General features: G+C 71.6%; 9 protein-coding genes. 3 read left to right on the top strand and 6 right to left on the bottom strand.

Going from position 1 to position 15809, the window contains the following annotated elements:
- Positions 1 to 32: 32 nt before the first annotated feature.
- Positions 33 to 2255: an RICIN domain-containing protein gene (locus tag O3W51_RS21380; RefSeq protein ID WP_443048314.1), complete on the bottom strand. Its 2223-nt coding sequence runs from the start codon at positions 2253 to 2255 to the stop codon at positions 33 to 35.
- A 34-nt stretch (positions 2256 to 2289) separates the two neighbouring features.
- Positions 2290 to 3534, bottom strand: coding sequence for a ricin-type beta-trefoil lectin domain protein (locus O3W51_RS21375; protein WP_232486186.1), 1245 nt, complete (start codon positions 3532 to 3534; stop codon positions 2290 to 2292).
- Positions 3535 to 4169: 635 nt separating this feature from the next.
- Here O3W51_RS21375 and O3W51_RS21370 point away from each other — a divergent pair.
- Complete coding sequence (locus O3W51_RS21370) at positions 4170 to 5621, top strand: dihydrolipoyl dehydrogenase family protein (protein WP_269287159.1); 1452 nt, start codon at positions 4170 to 4172, stop codon at positions 5619 to 5621.
- A 97-nt stretch (positions 5622 to 5718) separates the two neighbouring features.
- Here the strand turns inward: O3W51_RS21370 and O3W51_RS21365 are convergent, their stop codons facing one another.
- On the bottom strand, positions 5719 to 6879 hold the full coding sequence (locus O3W51_RS21365; protein ID WP_138353402.1) for a PP2C family protein-serine/threonine phosphatase: 1161 nt from the start codon (positions 6877 to 6879) through the stop codon (positions 5719 to 5721).
- A gap of 95 nt (positions 6880 to 6974) precedes the next feature.
- On the opposite strand from O3W51_RS21365, the gene O3W51_RS21360 reads away from it, so the two are divergent.
- Complete coding sequence (locus O3W51_RS21360) at positions 6975 to 7466, top strand: MarR family winged helix-turn-helix transcriptional regulator (RefSeq protein ID WP_138353401.1); 492 nt, start codon at positions 6975 to 6977, stop codon at positions 7464 to 7466.
- A gap of 40 nt (positions 7467 to 7506) precedes the next feature.
- Here O3W51_RS21360 and O3W51_RS21355 read toward each other — a convergent pair whose 3' ends face one another.
- The gene (locus O3W51_RS21355) at positions 7507 to 9897 is read right to left on the bottom strand and encodes a SpoIIE family protein phosphatase (RefSeq protein WP_269287157.1); all 2391 of its coding nucleotides are present in this window, start codon (positions 9895 to 9897) and stop codon (positions 7507 to 7509) included.
- A 120-nt stretch (positions 9898 to 10017) separates the two neighbouring features.
- Positions 10018 to 13539: a HAMP domain-containing protein gene (locus O3W51_RS21350; RefSeq protein WP_232486185.1), complete on the bottom strand. Its 3522-nt coding sequence runs from the start codon at positions 13537 to 13539 to the stop codon at positions 10018 to 10020.
- 298 nt (positions 13540 to 13837) lie between these two features.
- Here O3W51_RS21350 and O3W51_RS21345 point away from each other — a divergent pair, with 298 nt between their 5' ends.
- Complete coding sequence (locus O3W51_RS21345; protein WP_138353399.1) at positions 13838 to 14788, top strand: anti-sigma factor RsbA family regulatory protein; 951 nt, start codon at positions 13838 to 13840, stop codon at positions 14786 to 14788.
- 141 nt (positions 14789 to 14929) lie between these two features.
- Here the strand turns inward: O3W51_RS21345 and O3W51_RS21340 are convergent, their stop codons facing one another.
- Positions 14930 to 15805, bottom strand: a complete 876-nt coding sequence (locus O3W51_RS21340; protein WP_138353398.1) for a SigB/SigF/SigG family RNA polymerase sigma factor — start codon at positions 15803 to 15805, stop codon at positions 14930 to 14932.
- Positions 15806 to 15809: the final 4 nt, after the last annotated feature.

Raw genomic sequence — 15809 nt, 5'->3', positions numbered from 1 at the left:
TGGTCACAGCGGCCGGGCGCGGCATCGTGGGCTTACGGGTAGCTGACGAGGTCGGCGACGTTGCTGCCCGAGTTGGACGGGCCGCCGGTGGAGTTGATGACGTGGTTGATGGTTCCGGTGCCGCCTAGGGAGACGGTCACCATGTTGTGGAACTTCACACCCGAGGTGTTCGGCACTTCGAAAGAGTGTTCCTCGACGACCGCGGGATTGCTGCTGAAGTAGCAGTAGCTGCCGAAGCCCCATGCCTCATGGCTGGTGACCGAGTCCGCGACCTTGTAGGCGGCGTAGCCTCTGGTGCCGCCGTTCATCCAGGCCGCCTGGTTGGGCGGATCGTAGGGAAGTTCGTTCTGGTAGAAGTACGTGCGGCCGCCGTTGCCGTTCCAGATGGTCTGGTACTGCTGGTAGTGCTCGACGAACAGCCCGTACATCGTGACGTTGTTGCCGTTCACCACCAGGCCGGTGGCCGCGGTGTTGGACGTCCATCCGACGCCGCTGCCGTGGTCGGCCCGCCACAGCCACATGTGGTCGCCGATGACGTTGGAGCTGTTGACCACCAGGCTCTGGGTGGCCTTCCCGACGCCCGCGCCGCCGATGCGGAAGAACACGTCGTGCAGGGAGGTCGGGTCGGCCGAGTGGCTCTGGCTCGAGCCGGCCGGGCCGACCTGCATGAGCGTCGCGGAGTTCACCGAACCGGCGTCGATCAGCAGTCCGGCCATCTTCACCCCGTCGACGTCCGCGACCGACATCGCGGTCACGCCGTTGTCCGGGACGAGCGTGGCGAGGCCCAGGCCGAGGACGACGGTGTCAGGACGGGTCACCCTGATCGCGTCGTTGAGGTGGTAGACGCCCGGGGTGAAGAGCAGGTCCTTGCCCTGCGCGAGGGCCCCGTTGATGTCGGCCGAGGTCGCGCCCTGCTTGACGATGAAGAACTGGCTGATGGGCAGCGAGGAGCCGGCGGCCGTGCCGTTGGCCCACGTGGTGCCCTGCGAGTTCGACCGCAGCGCGGGGACGAACACCTGGTAGGCGCCCGACGCGTCGATGTAGAGGAACGGCTTCTCCCGCGTGACCGGGGTCTGGTTCACGGTGGTGTAGGGCGGGTTGGGGAAGGTGTTGGCGGGCGCGTTGGTGTCGCCCACGAAGACCATGTTCCAGTTGGATCCGGTCCAGCTGCCCCACTGGCTGTTCCGTGACAGCCACTGCTGCTGCGAACCGGAGCGCACCTGGCCGTCGACCTTGGAGTCGGCCATGAAGCCGCCGCTGGACCAGCCGCCGTCGTCCAGTGCGAGATTGCCGCGCACATGCATACGCCGGTACGGCGCGGCCTGCGAGACGGCCCACCGGTCGGTGCCCGAGGTGGGGTTGACGGAGAGGTTCTCGGCGGAGCGCCAGAAGTTCTGGGTGGCGTTGCCCTGGAACCAGTCGGCTTCCGCGTGCACACCGCCGTTGATGGTGACCGCGTCGGGCGACAGGCCGAGACCGGCAACCTGCGTGTAGAAGCCGACGTTGACGTCGGCGTTGTAGGTGCCCGGCTTGAACAGCAGCGCGAAGCGGTTGGCGCCGAACTGGTTGGTCTCCTGCTGGCTGAAGACGGTGTTCAGCCGGCTCTGGATCGTCGACGCGGACATCGACGGGTCGAAGACGGAGACGTTCGGGCCCAGGTCGGGGGTGCCGGGCGGGTTGTCCGGCGGGGTGCCGGTCACCGGGGTCACCTGGAAGGACTGGGCCGTGGTGCCGTTGCAGGCCCACTGCTGCAGCTGGACGCTGTTGGCGGTCGAGGCGCTCGGCACATCCAGGCACTTGCCGCTGTTGCGGCTGACGAAGTGGTACGAGCCGCCGGTCTCCTCGACCGGCAGCCACTGCTGGTTGTTGCCGCCGCCGTAGGTCCACAGGTGGATCAGGCCGCCGTCGGCGGTGGAGACATCGGCGACGTCCCACACCTGGGCGGCGTTGCCCTGGCTGTTGACCCGGACGTAGCCGTCACTGGTGGCCTGGAACTGCCACTGCTGCGCGGCGGTGCCGTTGCAGGTGTACTGCTGCACGGCGGTGCCGTTGGCCGTCGAGGCGGCGCGGGCGTCCGCGCACAGGCCGCTGTTCTTGTTGGCGACGATGACCGGCCCGGTGGGCAGGGCCGCCGCCGACGCCTTGCCGGCCGGCGCCAGGAGCGTCCAACAGGTCAGGGCGAGGACGACGAACGCCAGCGCCAGGGGTGCCGCTCTTCGGGCGGTGAGCGGATGGTTCGAGTGTCGTGCGGTCACGGAGTACTCCTGTCGTTGTGGGGTGCGGCGGTCATCAGCTGGGGAGCACCCACTGCTGATTGGCCGACCCCGCGCAGTCCCACAGCTGGAGGCGCGTGCCGTTGGCCGAGCTCTGCCCGGTGGCGTCGAGGCAGCGGCCCGAGGCGGGGTTCACCAGCGTGTTGCCGGAGCGGGTCCACTTCTGGGCACCGCCGCCGGAGCAGTCCCACAGCTGGATCTTCGTGCCGTTGGCGGTGCCCTGGCCGGTGGCGTCCATGCACTTGCCCAGCGCCTTCAGGGAGCCGTCAGCTGAGACGGTCCAGTTCTGGGCGCCGGTGCCGTTGCAGTCGTAGAGCTGTACGGCGGTGCCGTTGGCCGAACTCGCGGCCGCCACGTCGACGCACTTGCCGGCGATGCCGGTGATCCGCCCGGTGGGCTCGGTCCCGCCGCCACCGTTGTTGCCGGTGATCGCGTTGAAGGTGCGGGCGAACTGGTACGGGCTCTGCGAGGTGCCGCTGCAGCTGTCGGACAGGGTGCCGTTGCTGGCACAGGCCTTGTCACGGCCCAGTGCCCAGAAGGACAGCTCCTGGATGCCGTGGCTTGCGGCGAAGGTCTCCAGCGAGGTGGCGTTGGCGGTGGTGAAGACCTCGTTGGTCGAGTCGTTCACCCCGATCATGGGGGTGTTGCCCTCCATGGCCCACAGCTGGTCGGAGGTCTTGGTGTTCCAGATCTGGCCGAGTTGGCCGTGCAGGGCGGTGGCGGCGTTGATGGCGGCCTGGCCCATGTCCATCGAGGGCCCGTAGTCCATCGTCATGATGTTGACGACGCTGACGTTGAGGCCGCGGCTCTTCGCGTTGTTCAGCAGGCTGATGGAGTTCGACTCCAGCCCGGTCGGGTTGACCGGGAGTGTGTAGTCGACGGCGAGGGTGCGGCCGGCCGCCGCGTACTGCTGCTGCAGCGCGGCGAGCGCCTGGTTGCGGCGGTCGTTGGCGGCGGTGTCGTTGAGCGCCCCGCCTTCGATGTCCAGGTCGATCCGGGTCAGGTTGAGGGTGTCGACGACGCGCTTGTACTGCGCCTGCAGCGTGGAGACCGACGTACACGCCTGGCCGAGTTCGGTTCCGGCGGCGCCGCCGAAGGAGGCGATGACATCGCCGCCGGAGGCGCGCAGGCTGTTGATCGCGTTGGTCCAACCGGCGTCACCGATATCGGTGTTGCCGTTGAACGTCGCGTTGCACCCGCCGCCGATGACGAAGGCGAGCGTGAAGTACTTGAGACCGGTGGCGGCCTGCGCACTGGCCATCGCCGAGGGCGAGTTCCAGGTCTCGACGTAAGGAGCCGCGTAGTGCGCGGGGAATCCGGGTCCGGGGTTGGCGGCGGCGTTCGCGGCCGGGCTGCTGCCGAGCAGCAGCCCCCCCGGACATGATCGGGATCGCTGCGGCGACCAGGGTTTTCTTCAGGCGTGACCAGGGCATGGCTGTCCTTCGGAACGTGCGCCGGGAAGCGCGTGGGGGTGCCCGCCGCCCCAGGGGTGGCGGAGTCCTGACCGGTGGTGCGCAGGCCGCGGCACGCCCCGGTGTGGTGCGGCTCCGGGCGTGTCGTGGCCGGTGGTGCGACCGGTGCACGGCCGGTGCGCGGCCGTGCATCAGCTGTGGTGGGACGAGCCGCCGGTGATCTGGTGGGGGGGTCGGCGGCGGCCGCCGGAGAAGGCCGCGTAAGGAAGTTGCGGAAGCGCGGCTTCTTTTATCACCACTTAGTTCAAGTGGTGATTGAACTCGCGTGATCATGGTCGCGTCAAGGGTCTGGACCAATCAAATGGAACTCTCCCCACCACGGCCTTTCCGCTGCCGCCGCGCCCGCGCGACAGGTGGTGGCCGTACCCGGGCCGTTGGGTGAAGATGACTTCTGGACGCCCACCCCCTGCAGACAGGCCCTCTCATGAGCCCTTCCCCTCAGTCATCCGGGACCACGAGGTACGACGTCATCGTGATCGGCGCGGGCCCGGTGGGCGAGAACCTCGCGGACCGCACCCGCGCCGCGGGCCTCACCACCGTCGTCGTGGAGAGCGAACTCATCGGCGGCGAATGCTCCTACTGGGCCTGCATGCCCAGCAAGGCGCTGCTGCGCCCGGTGGCCGCGCTGGCGGGCGCCCGCGGCGTCGCCGGTTCCCGCGAAGCGGTGAGCGGCGGTCTCGACGCCGCCGCGGTGCTGGCCCGGCGCGACAGTTTCGCCTCACACTGGAAGGACGACGGACAGGCCGCCTGGCTGAAATCCGTCGATGTCGACCTGGTACGCGGCGAAGGGCGGCTCGACGGGCCGCGCCAGGTCGTCGTCCGCGCACCCGACGGAACGGAGCGGACGCTGACCGCCCGGCACGCGGTCGCGGTCTGCACCGGCAGCCGCGCCGTCCTGCCGGAGCTGCCCGGCCTCGACGCGGCACACCCGTGGACGAGCCGGGAGGCCACGTCCTCGCCGGCCGTGCCCGGCCGGCTGGTCGTGGTGGGCGGCGGCGTGGTCGGCGTCGAGATGGCAACGGCCTGGCGGGCGCTGGGCTCCGAGGTCACCCTGCTGGTGCGCGGCGCCCAACTGCTGCCCAGGATGGAACCGTTCGCCGGCGAGTCCGTCGCGACATCACTCACCGAGGCGGGAGCCGTCGTCCGCACCGGAGTCGACGTGGCGGCCGTCCGCCGGGAGTCGCCGTCCGCACCGGTGACGGTGATCCTGGAGGGCGGGGAGGAGATCGAGGCGGACGAGGTCCTCTTCGCCACCGGCCGCGCCCCGCGGACGGACGAACTCGGCCTGGAGACCGTCGGGCTCACCGATGGATCATGGCTGGACGTCGACGACTCCTGCCGGGTCACCGCCGTCGACGGCGGCTGGCTGTACGCGGTCGGCGACGTCAACCACCGCGCGCTGCTGACCCACCAGGGCAAGTACCAGGCGCGGATCGCGGGCGCCGCCATCGGCGACCTCGCGGCCGGCCGGCCGCTGGACACCTCACCGTGGGGCCCGCACACGGCGACCGCCGACGTCGCGGCGGTGCCGCAGGTGGTGTTCACCGAACCCGAGATCGCCTCCGTCGGCCTGACCTCCCAGGAGGCCGAACGCGCCGGGCGCCGGATCCGTGTCATCGACCACGACCTCGGCCAGGTCGCCGGCGCGTCCCTCTACGCGGACGGCTACCGCGGCCAGGCCCGCATCGTCATCGACCTGGACCGCGGCCACCTCATCGGCGCCACCTTCACCGGCCCCGGCGTCAGCGAACTGCTGCAGTCCGCCACCATGGCCGTCGCGGGCGAGATCCCCATGGACCGCCTCTGGCACGCCGTCCCCGCCTACCCGACGATCAGCGAGGTCTGGCTGCGCCTGCTGGAGGCCTACTGGCAGTAGCCCGCTCAGCGGCCGGCCCTGGCCGCGCGTGCCTGACCGCCCGAGGAGGCGTTCGGAGCGGGTTCCGGCGCGGGCGCGGCCCTGACGGCCCGGGCCGTCAGGCGGGCGCGCCGAACCAGTCCAGGCAGACGACCAATGCGTCGTCGTCGCCCTGGGACGAGCCCCGGTGTGTGGTGAGTTCCCTCAGTACGGCCCGCGGCACATCGGCCGCGGGCAGGAGCCGAGTGGCCAGCAGCGCGCGGGCCAGTGCCCGGTCGCCGTACGCCTCACCGCCGGCATTGGTGACGGCGTGCACCCCGTCGCTGACGAACAGCAGCCGGTCGCCGGGCAGCGCCTGGATCGACTCGGGTTCGTAGTGGGTGCCGTCGAACATGCCCAGCGGGAGCTGGGCGTCGAACGTCAGGGGCCGTACCGTTCCGTCCCGCAGCACGAACGCCCTCGGTGATCCCGCGTCGATGATCTCCACCAGACCGGTGGCCAGCTCGAACCGCAGCAGCAGGCACGCCAGGTGCCAGGTGCCGCGGTGCTGGCCGTACACCGCCTGGTCGGCGAGCGCGGCCTGGTCGGCCAGCGGGAGTCCGGCGCGCCGGGCGTTGCGCAGCGCGCCCACACCCAGGCTGGTGAGCAGCGCGGCGTTGATGCCGTCGCCCATCCCGTTGGTGATCGACAGGGTGAGCGCGTCGGGCGAGGCGGACCAGTCGAAGTTGTCCCCGAAGGTGTCGTACGCCGGCTCCAGCTGCGCTCCGAGGGCGAACTCGGGACGGGTGCAGGAGCGGGCGGGCAGCAGCTGCCACTGCATCTCGGCGGCGAGGGTGAGCCGGTCCAGCCGGCGCGCCTGGACGTAGAGGTCGGTGTCGCGCTCGGCGACCACCACCTCGCGGGCGAGCAGCCCGGCGATCTCCAGCAGTTCCGCGGTGGCGGCCGGGTCCGGCGGCTGCGCGAACATGACACTCAGCACGCCGAGCCGGTCACCGCGCGCGGTGACCGGCAGGTGCAGGACACTGCGGCCGTCCCGCCGCTCGGCGTACGGTTCCTGCGAGCCGAAGGCCCGGCCCGCGCCCGATCCGTCCACCGGCAGCGGCGGTACGCCGTGCGGCGGGACCGTCATCGCCTGCAGGTGGCCCAGGCCGTAGTCGGCCATCAACAGCTCCGCGTCCAGGGCGTCGTGGCAGCGGGCCAGGACCGGCCGCAGGGCGTCGAGCAGGGCGGGAGGTGTCGCGTCGCGCAGGGCGCGCTCGGAGTCCTGGAGTGCGTTCACTGGTGGCCGGCCACGCCTTCGGTCGTTGGGGCGGTACTCACCGGCGGGAGCCGGAAAGCTGACAGTTGGGGTCGGACAGTGCGAAGGTGAAGGCTATGCACTCCTCCCGATCCGCAACCCACCTCGAGGAGGCGGCAGGCGCCGCCTCGGAGATCACTGAGCTTCTCGAGGTGTTGTGGGGCCGTGGACGTGACGATTCCGCGGCTCCGGTGTCCGCCTCGCAGCTGCGTGTGCTGTTCATACTCGCGGACAACGAGGGCATCAATCTCCGCACCCTGTCCGAGGCGCTGGGCTCGGCCCCGCCGTCCGTCAGCAGACTCTGCGACCGGCTGCAGGCCGTCGGATACCTGGAGCGCGATCCCAATCCGGCGAGCCGGCGCGAGGTCCGGCTGCGGCTCAGCGGACGCGGCGTGAAGTTCCTCGACGAGTTGCGGGCCCGCCGCCGCGAGCAGCTGTCGCAGGTGCTGGCCACGATGGAGCCGGCCGCGCGGACGGACCTGCTGAGCGGGTTGCGCGCGTTCCGGGACGCCGCCGCTTCCGAGGCGTCCCCGCTCCCGGCGCACACGGTCGCCGCGCACATCGCGTAAGCGCCGTCCACGGCGCGTGGGCTGTTCACCGCAGTGACGTTCACCGCAGCCGGAATCCGATGATGCAGGTGTCGTCGTCGGTGTCGGAGTTGCTGTGGGTGAGCAGCCGGTCGAGGTCCTCCTCCAGGTCGCCGGTGGGCGGCCCGGCATCGCGCAGCAGCTGCTCCAGGGACTGGTTGACGGTACGGTCCCGGCGTTCCAACAACCCGTCGGTGTAGAGCAGCAGGGTGTCACCCGGCTCCAGGACGACCGTCTCCTCCGCGTAGCTCGCCTCGGCGACGGCGCCGAGCAGGATGCCGGCGGGCAGCGGCAGCACCGTGGACCGCGCGCCGCGGACCAGGACCGGCGGCGGGTGCCCGGCCCGGGCCCAGCGGACGACCCGGGTCGACGGGTCGTAGAGCCCGCAGACCACGGTGGCGGTGACGTGTTCGGTGAGCCGGTGGGCGACGGTGTTGAGCCAGCCCAGCATCCGGCCGGGTCCCGCACCGGTCGCGGCCAGACCGCGCAGGGCGTTGCGCAGCACGACCATGCCGGTGGCGGCGTCGATGCCGTGCCCCGCGATGTCACCGACCACCAGCAGCACCTGCTTGCTGGGCAGCACGACGGCGTCGTACCAGTCACCGCCGACCAGGTGGCCCTTCTCCGCGGGCCGGTAACGGACGGCGACCTGCAGCCCGGACGCGTCGATGGGCGCGGGGGCCGCCGGCATGATGGCGCGCTGGAGCTGCAGGGCGAGCAGATCGCGTTCGCCGGCCCGCTGCTCGGAGTCGGCGAGCTGGTTGCGGGTGGCCGCCAGGGCGACCTCCGTCCAGTGCTGCGCGGAGACGTCCTGGTAGGCGCCGTGCACGGTCATCGGGCCGCCTTCCGGGCCGGCCGCCGGTTCCGCGACCACCCGGATGTACCGGACGACTCCGTCGGGGCGCAGCAGCCGGAAGGCCGTCGACGCGGAACCGCGCTGGTGCAGCACCTCCCGCAGAAACCTTCCGATGATGTCGGCGTCGTCGGGGTGGGCGTGGTGGCGCAGCCGTTCCAGCGGGATCGGCGCGGAGTCCGGCGGCAGCCCGTAGATGTCGAACAGCTGGCTGTTCCAGATGACCTCGCCGGTGGCCGGGGTCTCCTCGAAACCGCCGATCCGGCCGAGGCGCTGGGTGTGCTCGACCAGTGCCGCCAGCCGGGTCGCCTCGTTGTGGGTGCGCCAGCTCACCAGCAGGGCGTCACCGTACCGTCCGATGCCCAGCGCGGCGGTCGGGTGCGGCGCCGTGCTCTCGGCGGCGGCCGGCAGCACCGTCCGCTTGGTGCGGAACGGCTCGCCGGTGCTGTGGACGCGCAGCGCCCGCTCGTACAGGCCGCCGTCCGCGGCCGCGAGCGGGTAGGCCTCCAGCAGTGGTCGTCCGGTGATGTCGGCCCGCGGGCGGCCGGCGAAGTCCGTGAAGTGCTCGTTGGTGTACGTGATCCGGAAGTCGCAGACCTGACCCTGGTCGTCCAGCAGCGGTTGGAGGACCAGCGCCGGGTCCAGGAGACCTTCGGCGAGGCCGCCGAGCCGGGTGGCGCTGTCGGCCCGGACCGGTTCGCCGCCGGGTGCGGCGGTGCCGGTCCCCTCCAGCGTGTGGGCGCACAGTCCGGCAAGGGCGGTGAGCTGGCGGTGGACGGCGCGCGGCAGCGGTGTGCCGGGCTCCGGCCAGCACACCTCCAGGACGCCGACCGTGCGGCCGGCCCGCTGCGCGGGGATCAGCGCCCGGGCGCCGGCACCGCTGCCGGACAGGCCGATGGACGCGGCCGACGCCGGCGGGGCGCCGTGCCACAGCGTCCGCCCCGACAGCAGCGCCTGCTGGGCGAGCGTCCCGACGCGCGGCGGCACGTAGCGCCAGCGGACGGCCTCCGCCGCGGGGAATCCCGCGCTGCCGGCGAGGGTGAGCGAACCGTCCTGGTCGGCCTGCCACACCGCGGCGGCGGTGGCGCCCAGCGGCTCCAGCGCGTGGACGAGAAGTGACTGCGCGACCGTCTGCGCGTCGGTGCCGCTGAGCGCTCCGGCCTCCGCGATCCGCAGCCGGACGGAAACGGGAGGCGCCGCCCGGTCGGCGCCGTCGTCCGGTGCCGGGACGGCCCGCGACAACGGGTCGTGCGCCGCTTCGTTGACGATGTCGGCGGCCAGCTCGGCGGTCGGCAGCCCGGCGCGGGCGGCGAGTTCCTCCAGGTGCCTGGCGGCCTCGGCGGGTCCGTCCACGCCGCGTTCGACCAGGATGCCCTTCGCCACGTCGAGCAGCCCCTGCGTGGCGGCCGCGCTCTCCTGCGCGTCGAGCCTGCGGCGCAGCCGTTCCACGACCGCCGCCAGCCGTTCCACACCGGACCCGCCCGTGCCGGTCCCCGCGAGCGGTCCGGGGGGCACCGGCCGCTCGGTGTCCGGCGCGGATTTGGGGGTGGGGTCGTTCACGGGCGCGGGTCCTTCGGGTCGGGAGAGCGGTTCCGGCCGGGCGTCCGCCGCCGGATGCGGTGTCGACGGCCCAGGTGGTGCGGGTGAGGTGGGTGGCGTGGGTGGCGGGTGCCGGCTGCGCTACCGCAGCCAGCGCCGTATACAGGCCACCAGGGCTGCGGAGTCCACCGGTTTGGTGACGTAGTCGTTGGCGCCGGAGGCCAGGCTCTTCTCCCGGTCCCCGTGCATGGCCTTGGCGGTCACCGCGATGATCGGCAGATCGGCGTAGTGGGGCATCGCGCGGATCGCGGCGGTGGCCGCGTACCCGTCCATCTCCGGCATCATCACATCCATCAGGATCAGGTCGATGCCGGGGTTCAGGTCCAGGGCGTCGATGCCCTTGCGACCGTCCTCCGCGTGCAGGACCCGGACCCCGTGGAGTTCGAGCATGCTGGTGAGCGCGAAGACATTGCGGGTGTCGTCGTCGATGACCAGGATCGTCCGGCCGTCGAGTCCGACGGCGGCGGCGCCGCGGGCGGTCTCCCGCGGCCGGTAGGACTTCAGGTGGCGGGCGATGCGCTCCCGCAGTTCGTCCAGTCCTGAGAGCACTTCCAGCGGACGGGTGCGGGCCCGCTCGGCGATCTGCCGTTCCCGCTCGGGGTCGAGCCGCCGGGTGGGGTGGACGAGGACCGGTACCTCGCGCAGCGCCGGTTCGCTCATGATCGCGTCGAGCGAGCGCAGACCGGCCTCGCCGTTCGCGTCGAGTCCGAGCACCACGCAGTCGTACGGCTCGGTGGCGAGCGCCTCCACGGCCTCCGCCGCCCCCGCGGCGCTGCGCAGCCGGACCCGGCCGCGCGGATCGGCCGGACCGCGGCCGTGGTCGAGTTCCGCGACGACGCTCTCGGCGACGAGCGAGAGCAGTCCGCGGGGCTGGTCCTCGATGACGAGCAGCCGGCGCCGCTCGGTCTCCCGCTCCCCCTCGCGGTCATGGCCGCGGTTGCGGTTCTGGTCCCGTTCCCGGTCCGGTTCCGGGGACGACAGGACGAGCGGTTCGGCTGTCGCGTCGCCGGTCGCCGCCGCGTGCAGCGCGGCGAAGTCGGGCTGGGCGACGGGCAGATGGAAGGTGAAGACGCTGCCCTCGCCGGGGACGCTGGCCGCCTGGATGGAACCACCGAGCAACTGGGCGATCTCCCGGCTGATGGACAGGCCCAGGCCGGTGCCGCCGTAGCGGCGGCTGGTGGTGCCGTCGGCCTGCTGGAACGCCCCGAAGATCGCTTCGAGCTGTTGTTCCGCGATCCCGATCCCGGTGTCGCGGACCTCCAGGGCCAGCATGGGCCCCTGGGAGAGCGCCGCCGCCGGGAGGTCGCCGGGCGGGGCCACGAAGACGCGCAGCGCGACCTCGCCCGCTTCGGTGAACTTCACGGCATTGGACATCAGATTGCCCAGCACCTGCCGCAGCCGGGCGTCGTCGGTGAGGACCTCCATCGGCGTACCGGACGCCACCTCGACCCGGAACTCCAGGCCCTTCTGCGAGGTCAGCGGACGGAAGGTGGACTCCACGTAGTCCACGAGCTGGCGCAGCGGCACCCATTCGGGGGCGACGTCCATCCGGCCCGCCTCGACCTTGGACAGGTCGAGGATGTCGTTGATCAGCTGGAGGAGGTCGGATCCGGCGGAGTGGATGACGCCGGCGTACTCGACCTGCTTGGGCGTGAGGTTGTGGTGCGGGTTCTGGGCGAGCAACTGGGCCAGCACCAGCAGGCTGTTGAGCGGGGTGCGCAGCTCGTGGCTCATGTTGGCGAGGAACTCGGACTTGTACTTGGAGGCGAGCGCGAGCTGCTGGGCGCGCTCCTCCAGCTCCTGGCGGGCCTGCTCGATCTCCAGGTTCTTGGTCTCGATGTCGCGGTTCTGGGTCGCCAGCAGCGCCGCCTTCTCCTCCAGTTCGGCATTGGAGCTCTGCAGCTCCTCCTGCCTGACCTGCAGTTCGCTGGAACGGGCCTGCAACTCGGCGGCGAGCCGCTGCGACTCGCCGAGCAGCTCGTCGGTGCGGGCGTTGGCCACGATGGTGTTGACGTTGGCGCCGATGGTCTCCATCAGCTGGTCCAGGAAGTCCCGGTGGATCTGGGTGAAGCGGTGCACCGAGGCGAGCTCGATGACGCCCAGCACCTGGCCCTCGACGACGATCGGCAGCACGATCAGGCTGGCGGGCGGCGTGTGGCCGAGCCCGGAGGAGATCACATAGCCGGCCGGGATGTCGTCGACGGCGATGGTGCGGCGGCTGCGGGCCGCCTGTCCGACGAGGGACTGGCCGAGCTTGAACCTGCTGGGCCGGTCCTGCGATCCGGTACCGGACGGATAGCCGTAGGAGCAGATCAGCTGCAGCTCGGTGCCCTCGGGGGCGTCCTCGGCGAGGTAGAACGCGCCGTACTGCGCGGCGACGAGCGGCGTCAGCTCGTCCATGATCAGTTCGGCGACGACGCCCAGGTCCCGGCGGCCCTGCATGAGGCCGGAGATCCGCGCGAGGTTCGACTTGAGCCAGTCCTGCTCCTGGTTGGCCCGGGTCGTCTCGCGCAGCGACTCCACCATCGAGTTGATGTTGTCCTTGAGGTCGGCGACCTCGCCGGAGGCGTCCACCGAGATCGACCGGGTCAGGTCGCCCTCCGCGACGGCACCGGTGACCTCGGCGATGGCGCGGACCTGCCGCGTGAGGTTCCCGGCCAGCTCGTTGACGTTCTCCGTGAGCCGCTTCCAGGTGCCCGAGACGCCCTCGACCTCGGCCTGGCCGCCGAGCCGGCCCTCGCTGCCCACCTCGCGGGCGACGCGGGTGACCTCGGCCGCGAACGACGACAGCTGGTCGACCATCGTGTTGATCGTGGTCTTGAGCTCGAGGATCTCACCGCGCGCGTCCACGTCGATCTTGCGGGTGAGGTCGCCCCGGGCGACGGCCGTGGTCACCTGCGCGATGTTGCGGACCTGGCTCGTGAGGTTGTTCGCCATGGAGTTGACGTTGTCGGTCAGGTCCTTCCAGGTGCCGGCCACGTTCGGCACCCTGGCCTGTCCGCCGAGCATGCCCTCGGTGCCGACCTCGCGGGCGACCCGGGTCACCTCGTCGGCGAAGGCGGACAGCGTGCCGACCATGGTGTTGATCGCCTCGGCGAGCGCGGCGACCTCTCCCTTGGCCTCGACACTGATCTTCTGCGACAGATCGCCCTTGGCGACGGCCGTCGAGACCTGGGCGATCGAGCGGACCTGGGTGGTGAGATTGCCCGCCATGACGTTGACGGAGTCGGTGAGGTCCTTCCAGGTGCCGGACACGCCCGGTACGACCGCCTGGCCGCCGAGCCGGCCGTCGCTGCCGACCTCGCGGGCCACCCGGGTCACTTCGGAGGTGAAGAGCGACAGCTGGTCGACCATCCCGTTGAAGACGGTGGCGATCTCGCCGAGCAGCGCCGTGTCACCGGGCAGCCGGGTACCGAAGTCGCCGTCACGGACGGCGGTGAGGCCGGCGAGCAGCCGCCGGAGCTCCGCCTCGCCGACCGGTCCGCCGCGGTCGGCGGAGTCCGCCGTGTGGTCCGGGGCCCGGTCGTCCGTGCGGTTCTGCGCACCGCCTGACCGGCCGCGCGGTGGTTTCACCCGTGCGTCCGCATCCACCATGTCGCCCATGTCAGTCCCCATCCCGCCATCACGTCGTCACCGCATGTCGAGCGGGTGCCCGAGGCTCTTCCATCTTCATTGCCACATGACAAATGTTGCCTTGCACTTCGCAGGCTAGCCCAGCATCCCGCCTTCCCGCGCCACACGCCAGAACTTCTTCCACGGCCGCCGCGCGAGGCAGGGGTCGCAGGGGTGCGATCCTTTGGTACGGGGCGGGCAGACTCCCCATCGAGCACAATGCATCCTTGAGGGCGGAAGCCGCGGTGTGGTCGCGGACGGGGCCGCTGTCGATGGAGGGGTAGTGGAGATGAGCGCGATACCGCAGGACACGACCCGCCGCGGCGAGTTCGCGCATCCGGCGCTCCTCTACCGCGGCAGCGACGCCTACCTTGCCGGAACCGTGCCCTTCATCACCGAGGGACTCGACCGGGGCGAGCCGGTCGCCGTCGCCGTTCCCGGCCCGAATCTGGCCCTGCTCGAGAAGGCGCTCGACGACCGCGCCGGCGAGGTGAGCCTGCTCGACATGACACGGGCCGGCCGGAATCCGGGCCGGATCATCCCCGGCGTGCTGCGGGCCTTCGCCGACGCCCACCCCGGCCGCCGGGTGCGGATCATCGGCGAGCCGATCTGGCAGGGGCGCTCAGCCACCGAGTACCCGGCCTGCGTCCAGCACGAGGCACTGATCAACCTCGCCTTCGCCGACCGCGACGTCACGATCCTGTGCCCCTACGACGTCGACGGGCTCAGCCCGGACGTCCTGGCCGACGCCGCGGCCACCCACCCGGTCCTCATCGACGACGCGGGCAGCGTCCGCAGCCCGGACTACGCCCCCACCTACATCGTCGCGAAGTGGAACCTGCCGCTGCCCGAGGCCCCGGACGGCGCGCTGACGCTGGCCTTCGACAACGCGACCCTGACCGAGCCCCGGCTCGCCGCGTCCCGGTACGCCGTCGGCGCCGGCCTGGACCTGGGCCGGATCCCGGACGTGGAGCTGGCCGTCAACGAACTGGCCACCAACACCATCCTGCACGGCGGCGGCTCCGGCACTCTGCGGCTGTGGACCGAGGACGGCCACCTCGTCTGCGAGCTGCGCGACCGCGGACACCTCACCGATCCGCTCGTCGGCCGAATCCCGGTCGTGCGCGCCACCCCCGGCGGCCGCGGGATGCTGCTCGTCAACCACCTCGCCGACCTGCTGCGGATGCACACGACGGCGGCCGGCACGACGCTGCGCGTGTACTTCGCCCTCACCGCGTAGGGCCGCCGGTCCGCTCAGCAGGCCGTGCAGGGCCGTCGGTGCCGTCAGCAGGACTGCCGCGGCCGGCTCAGCACGCCGGTGGGGCCGCTCGCGCACTGTCCGCGAGCGGCCCCACCGCCGGTCCTCACACCTTCTGCCGGATCACTCCTGGATCAGCAGCTGACCGCGCAGCCGCGTCAGGGTCCGGGTGAGCAGCCGCGAGACGTGCATCTGCGAGATCCCCAGCTCCGCGCCGATCTCCGCCTGGGTCATCTCGGCGCCGAACCGCATGTTCAGGATGCGGCGGTCGCGGGGGGCGAGCTCGGCCAGCAGCGGTTTGAGGGACTGGAGGTTCTCCACGAACTCCAGCGCGGGGTCGAGGTCGCCGAGCCGGTCGGCCAGCACGCCTTCGCCGCTGCCCTCCTCCTCGCCCGCGGGGATGTCGATGGACCCGGCCACGTAGCCGTTGCTGGCCAGCTGGCCCTCGGTGACCTCCGCGGGAGTCAGGTCGAGCAGCGCCGCCAGCTCGTCGGTGGTGGGCGCGCGGTCCAGCCGGCCGGCCAGCTCCTCGGTGGCCTTGGCCAGCTCCAGGCGCAGTTCCTGCAGCCGCCGCGGTACGTGCACGGCCCAGCTGGTGTCCCGGAAGAAGCGCTTGATCTCGCCGGTGATGTACGGAATGGCGAACGTGGTGAACTCCACCTCGCGCGACAGGTCGAACCGGTCGATCGCCTTGATCAGGCCGATCGTCCCGACCTGCACGATGTCCTCGCGCGGCTCGGACCGGTTGCGGAACCGCCCGGCGGCGAAGTTCACCAGCGATATGTTCAGCTCGATGAGGGTGCTACGGGCGTACTGGTATTCGTGGGTGCCCTCATCGAGCTCCCGCAGCCGGTCGAAGAACAGCTTCGACAGCTGCCGCGCGTCCTTGGGTGCGAGCTTTCCCGGGCACTCCACCCGCGGCAGTTCCACCCGGTCCACGTCCGCCTCCGGCAACCGCACAGCGGTCGGGGAGGTCCTCGTCACTACCGAGCCCGCCATGTCG

Source organism: Streptomyces sp. H39-C1 (assembly GCF_027158125.1).
In the GTDB taxonomy this organism is placed as follows: Bacteria; Actinomycetota; Actinomycetes; order Streptomycetales; family Streptomycetaceae; genus Actinacidiphila; species Actinacidiphila fildesensis.
The sequence above is the reverse complement of the archived record's forward strand: the minus strand, read 5'-3'. Positions and strand labels throughout refer to the sequence as shown.

Coding starts and splice junctions, on each gene's coding strand:
- O3W51_RS21340 (WP_138353398.1), bottom strand. CDS start 15,805: ATGGCGGGCTCGGTAGTGACGAGGACCTCCCCGACCGCTGTGCGGTTG.
- O3W51_RS21350 (WP_232486185.1), bottom strand. CDS start 13,539: ATGGGCGACATGGTGGATGCGGACGCACGGGTGAAACCACCGCGCGGC.
- O3W51_RS21375 (WP_232486186.1), bottom strand. CDS start 3,534: ATGGCCAGTGCGCAGGCCGCCACCGGTCTCAAGTACTTCACGCTCGCC.
- O3W51_RS21345 (WP_138353399.1), top strand. CDS start 13,838: ATGAGCGCGATACCGCAGGACACGACCCGCCGCGGCGAGTTCGCGCAT.
- O3W51_RS21370 (WP_269287159.1), top strand. CDS start 4,170: ATGAGCCCTTCCCCTCAGTCATCCGGGACCACGAGGTACGACGTCATC.
- O3W51_RS21360 (WP_138353401.1), top strand. CDS start 6,975: ATGCACTCCTCCCGATCCGCAACCCACCTCGAGGAGGCGGCAGGCGCC.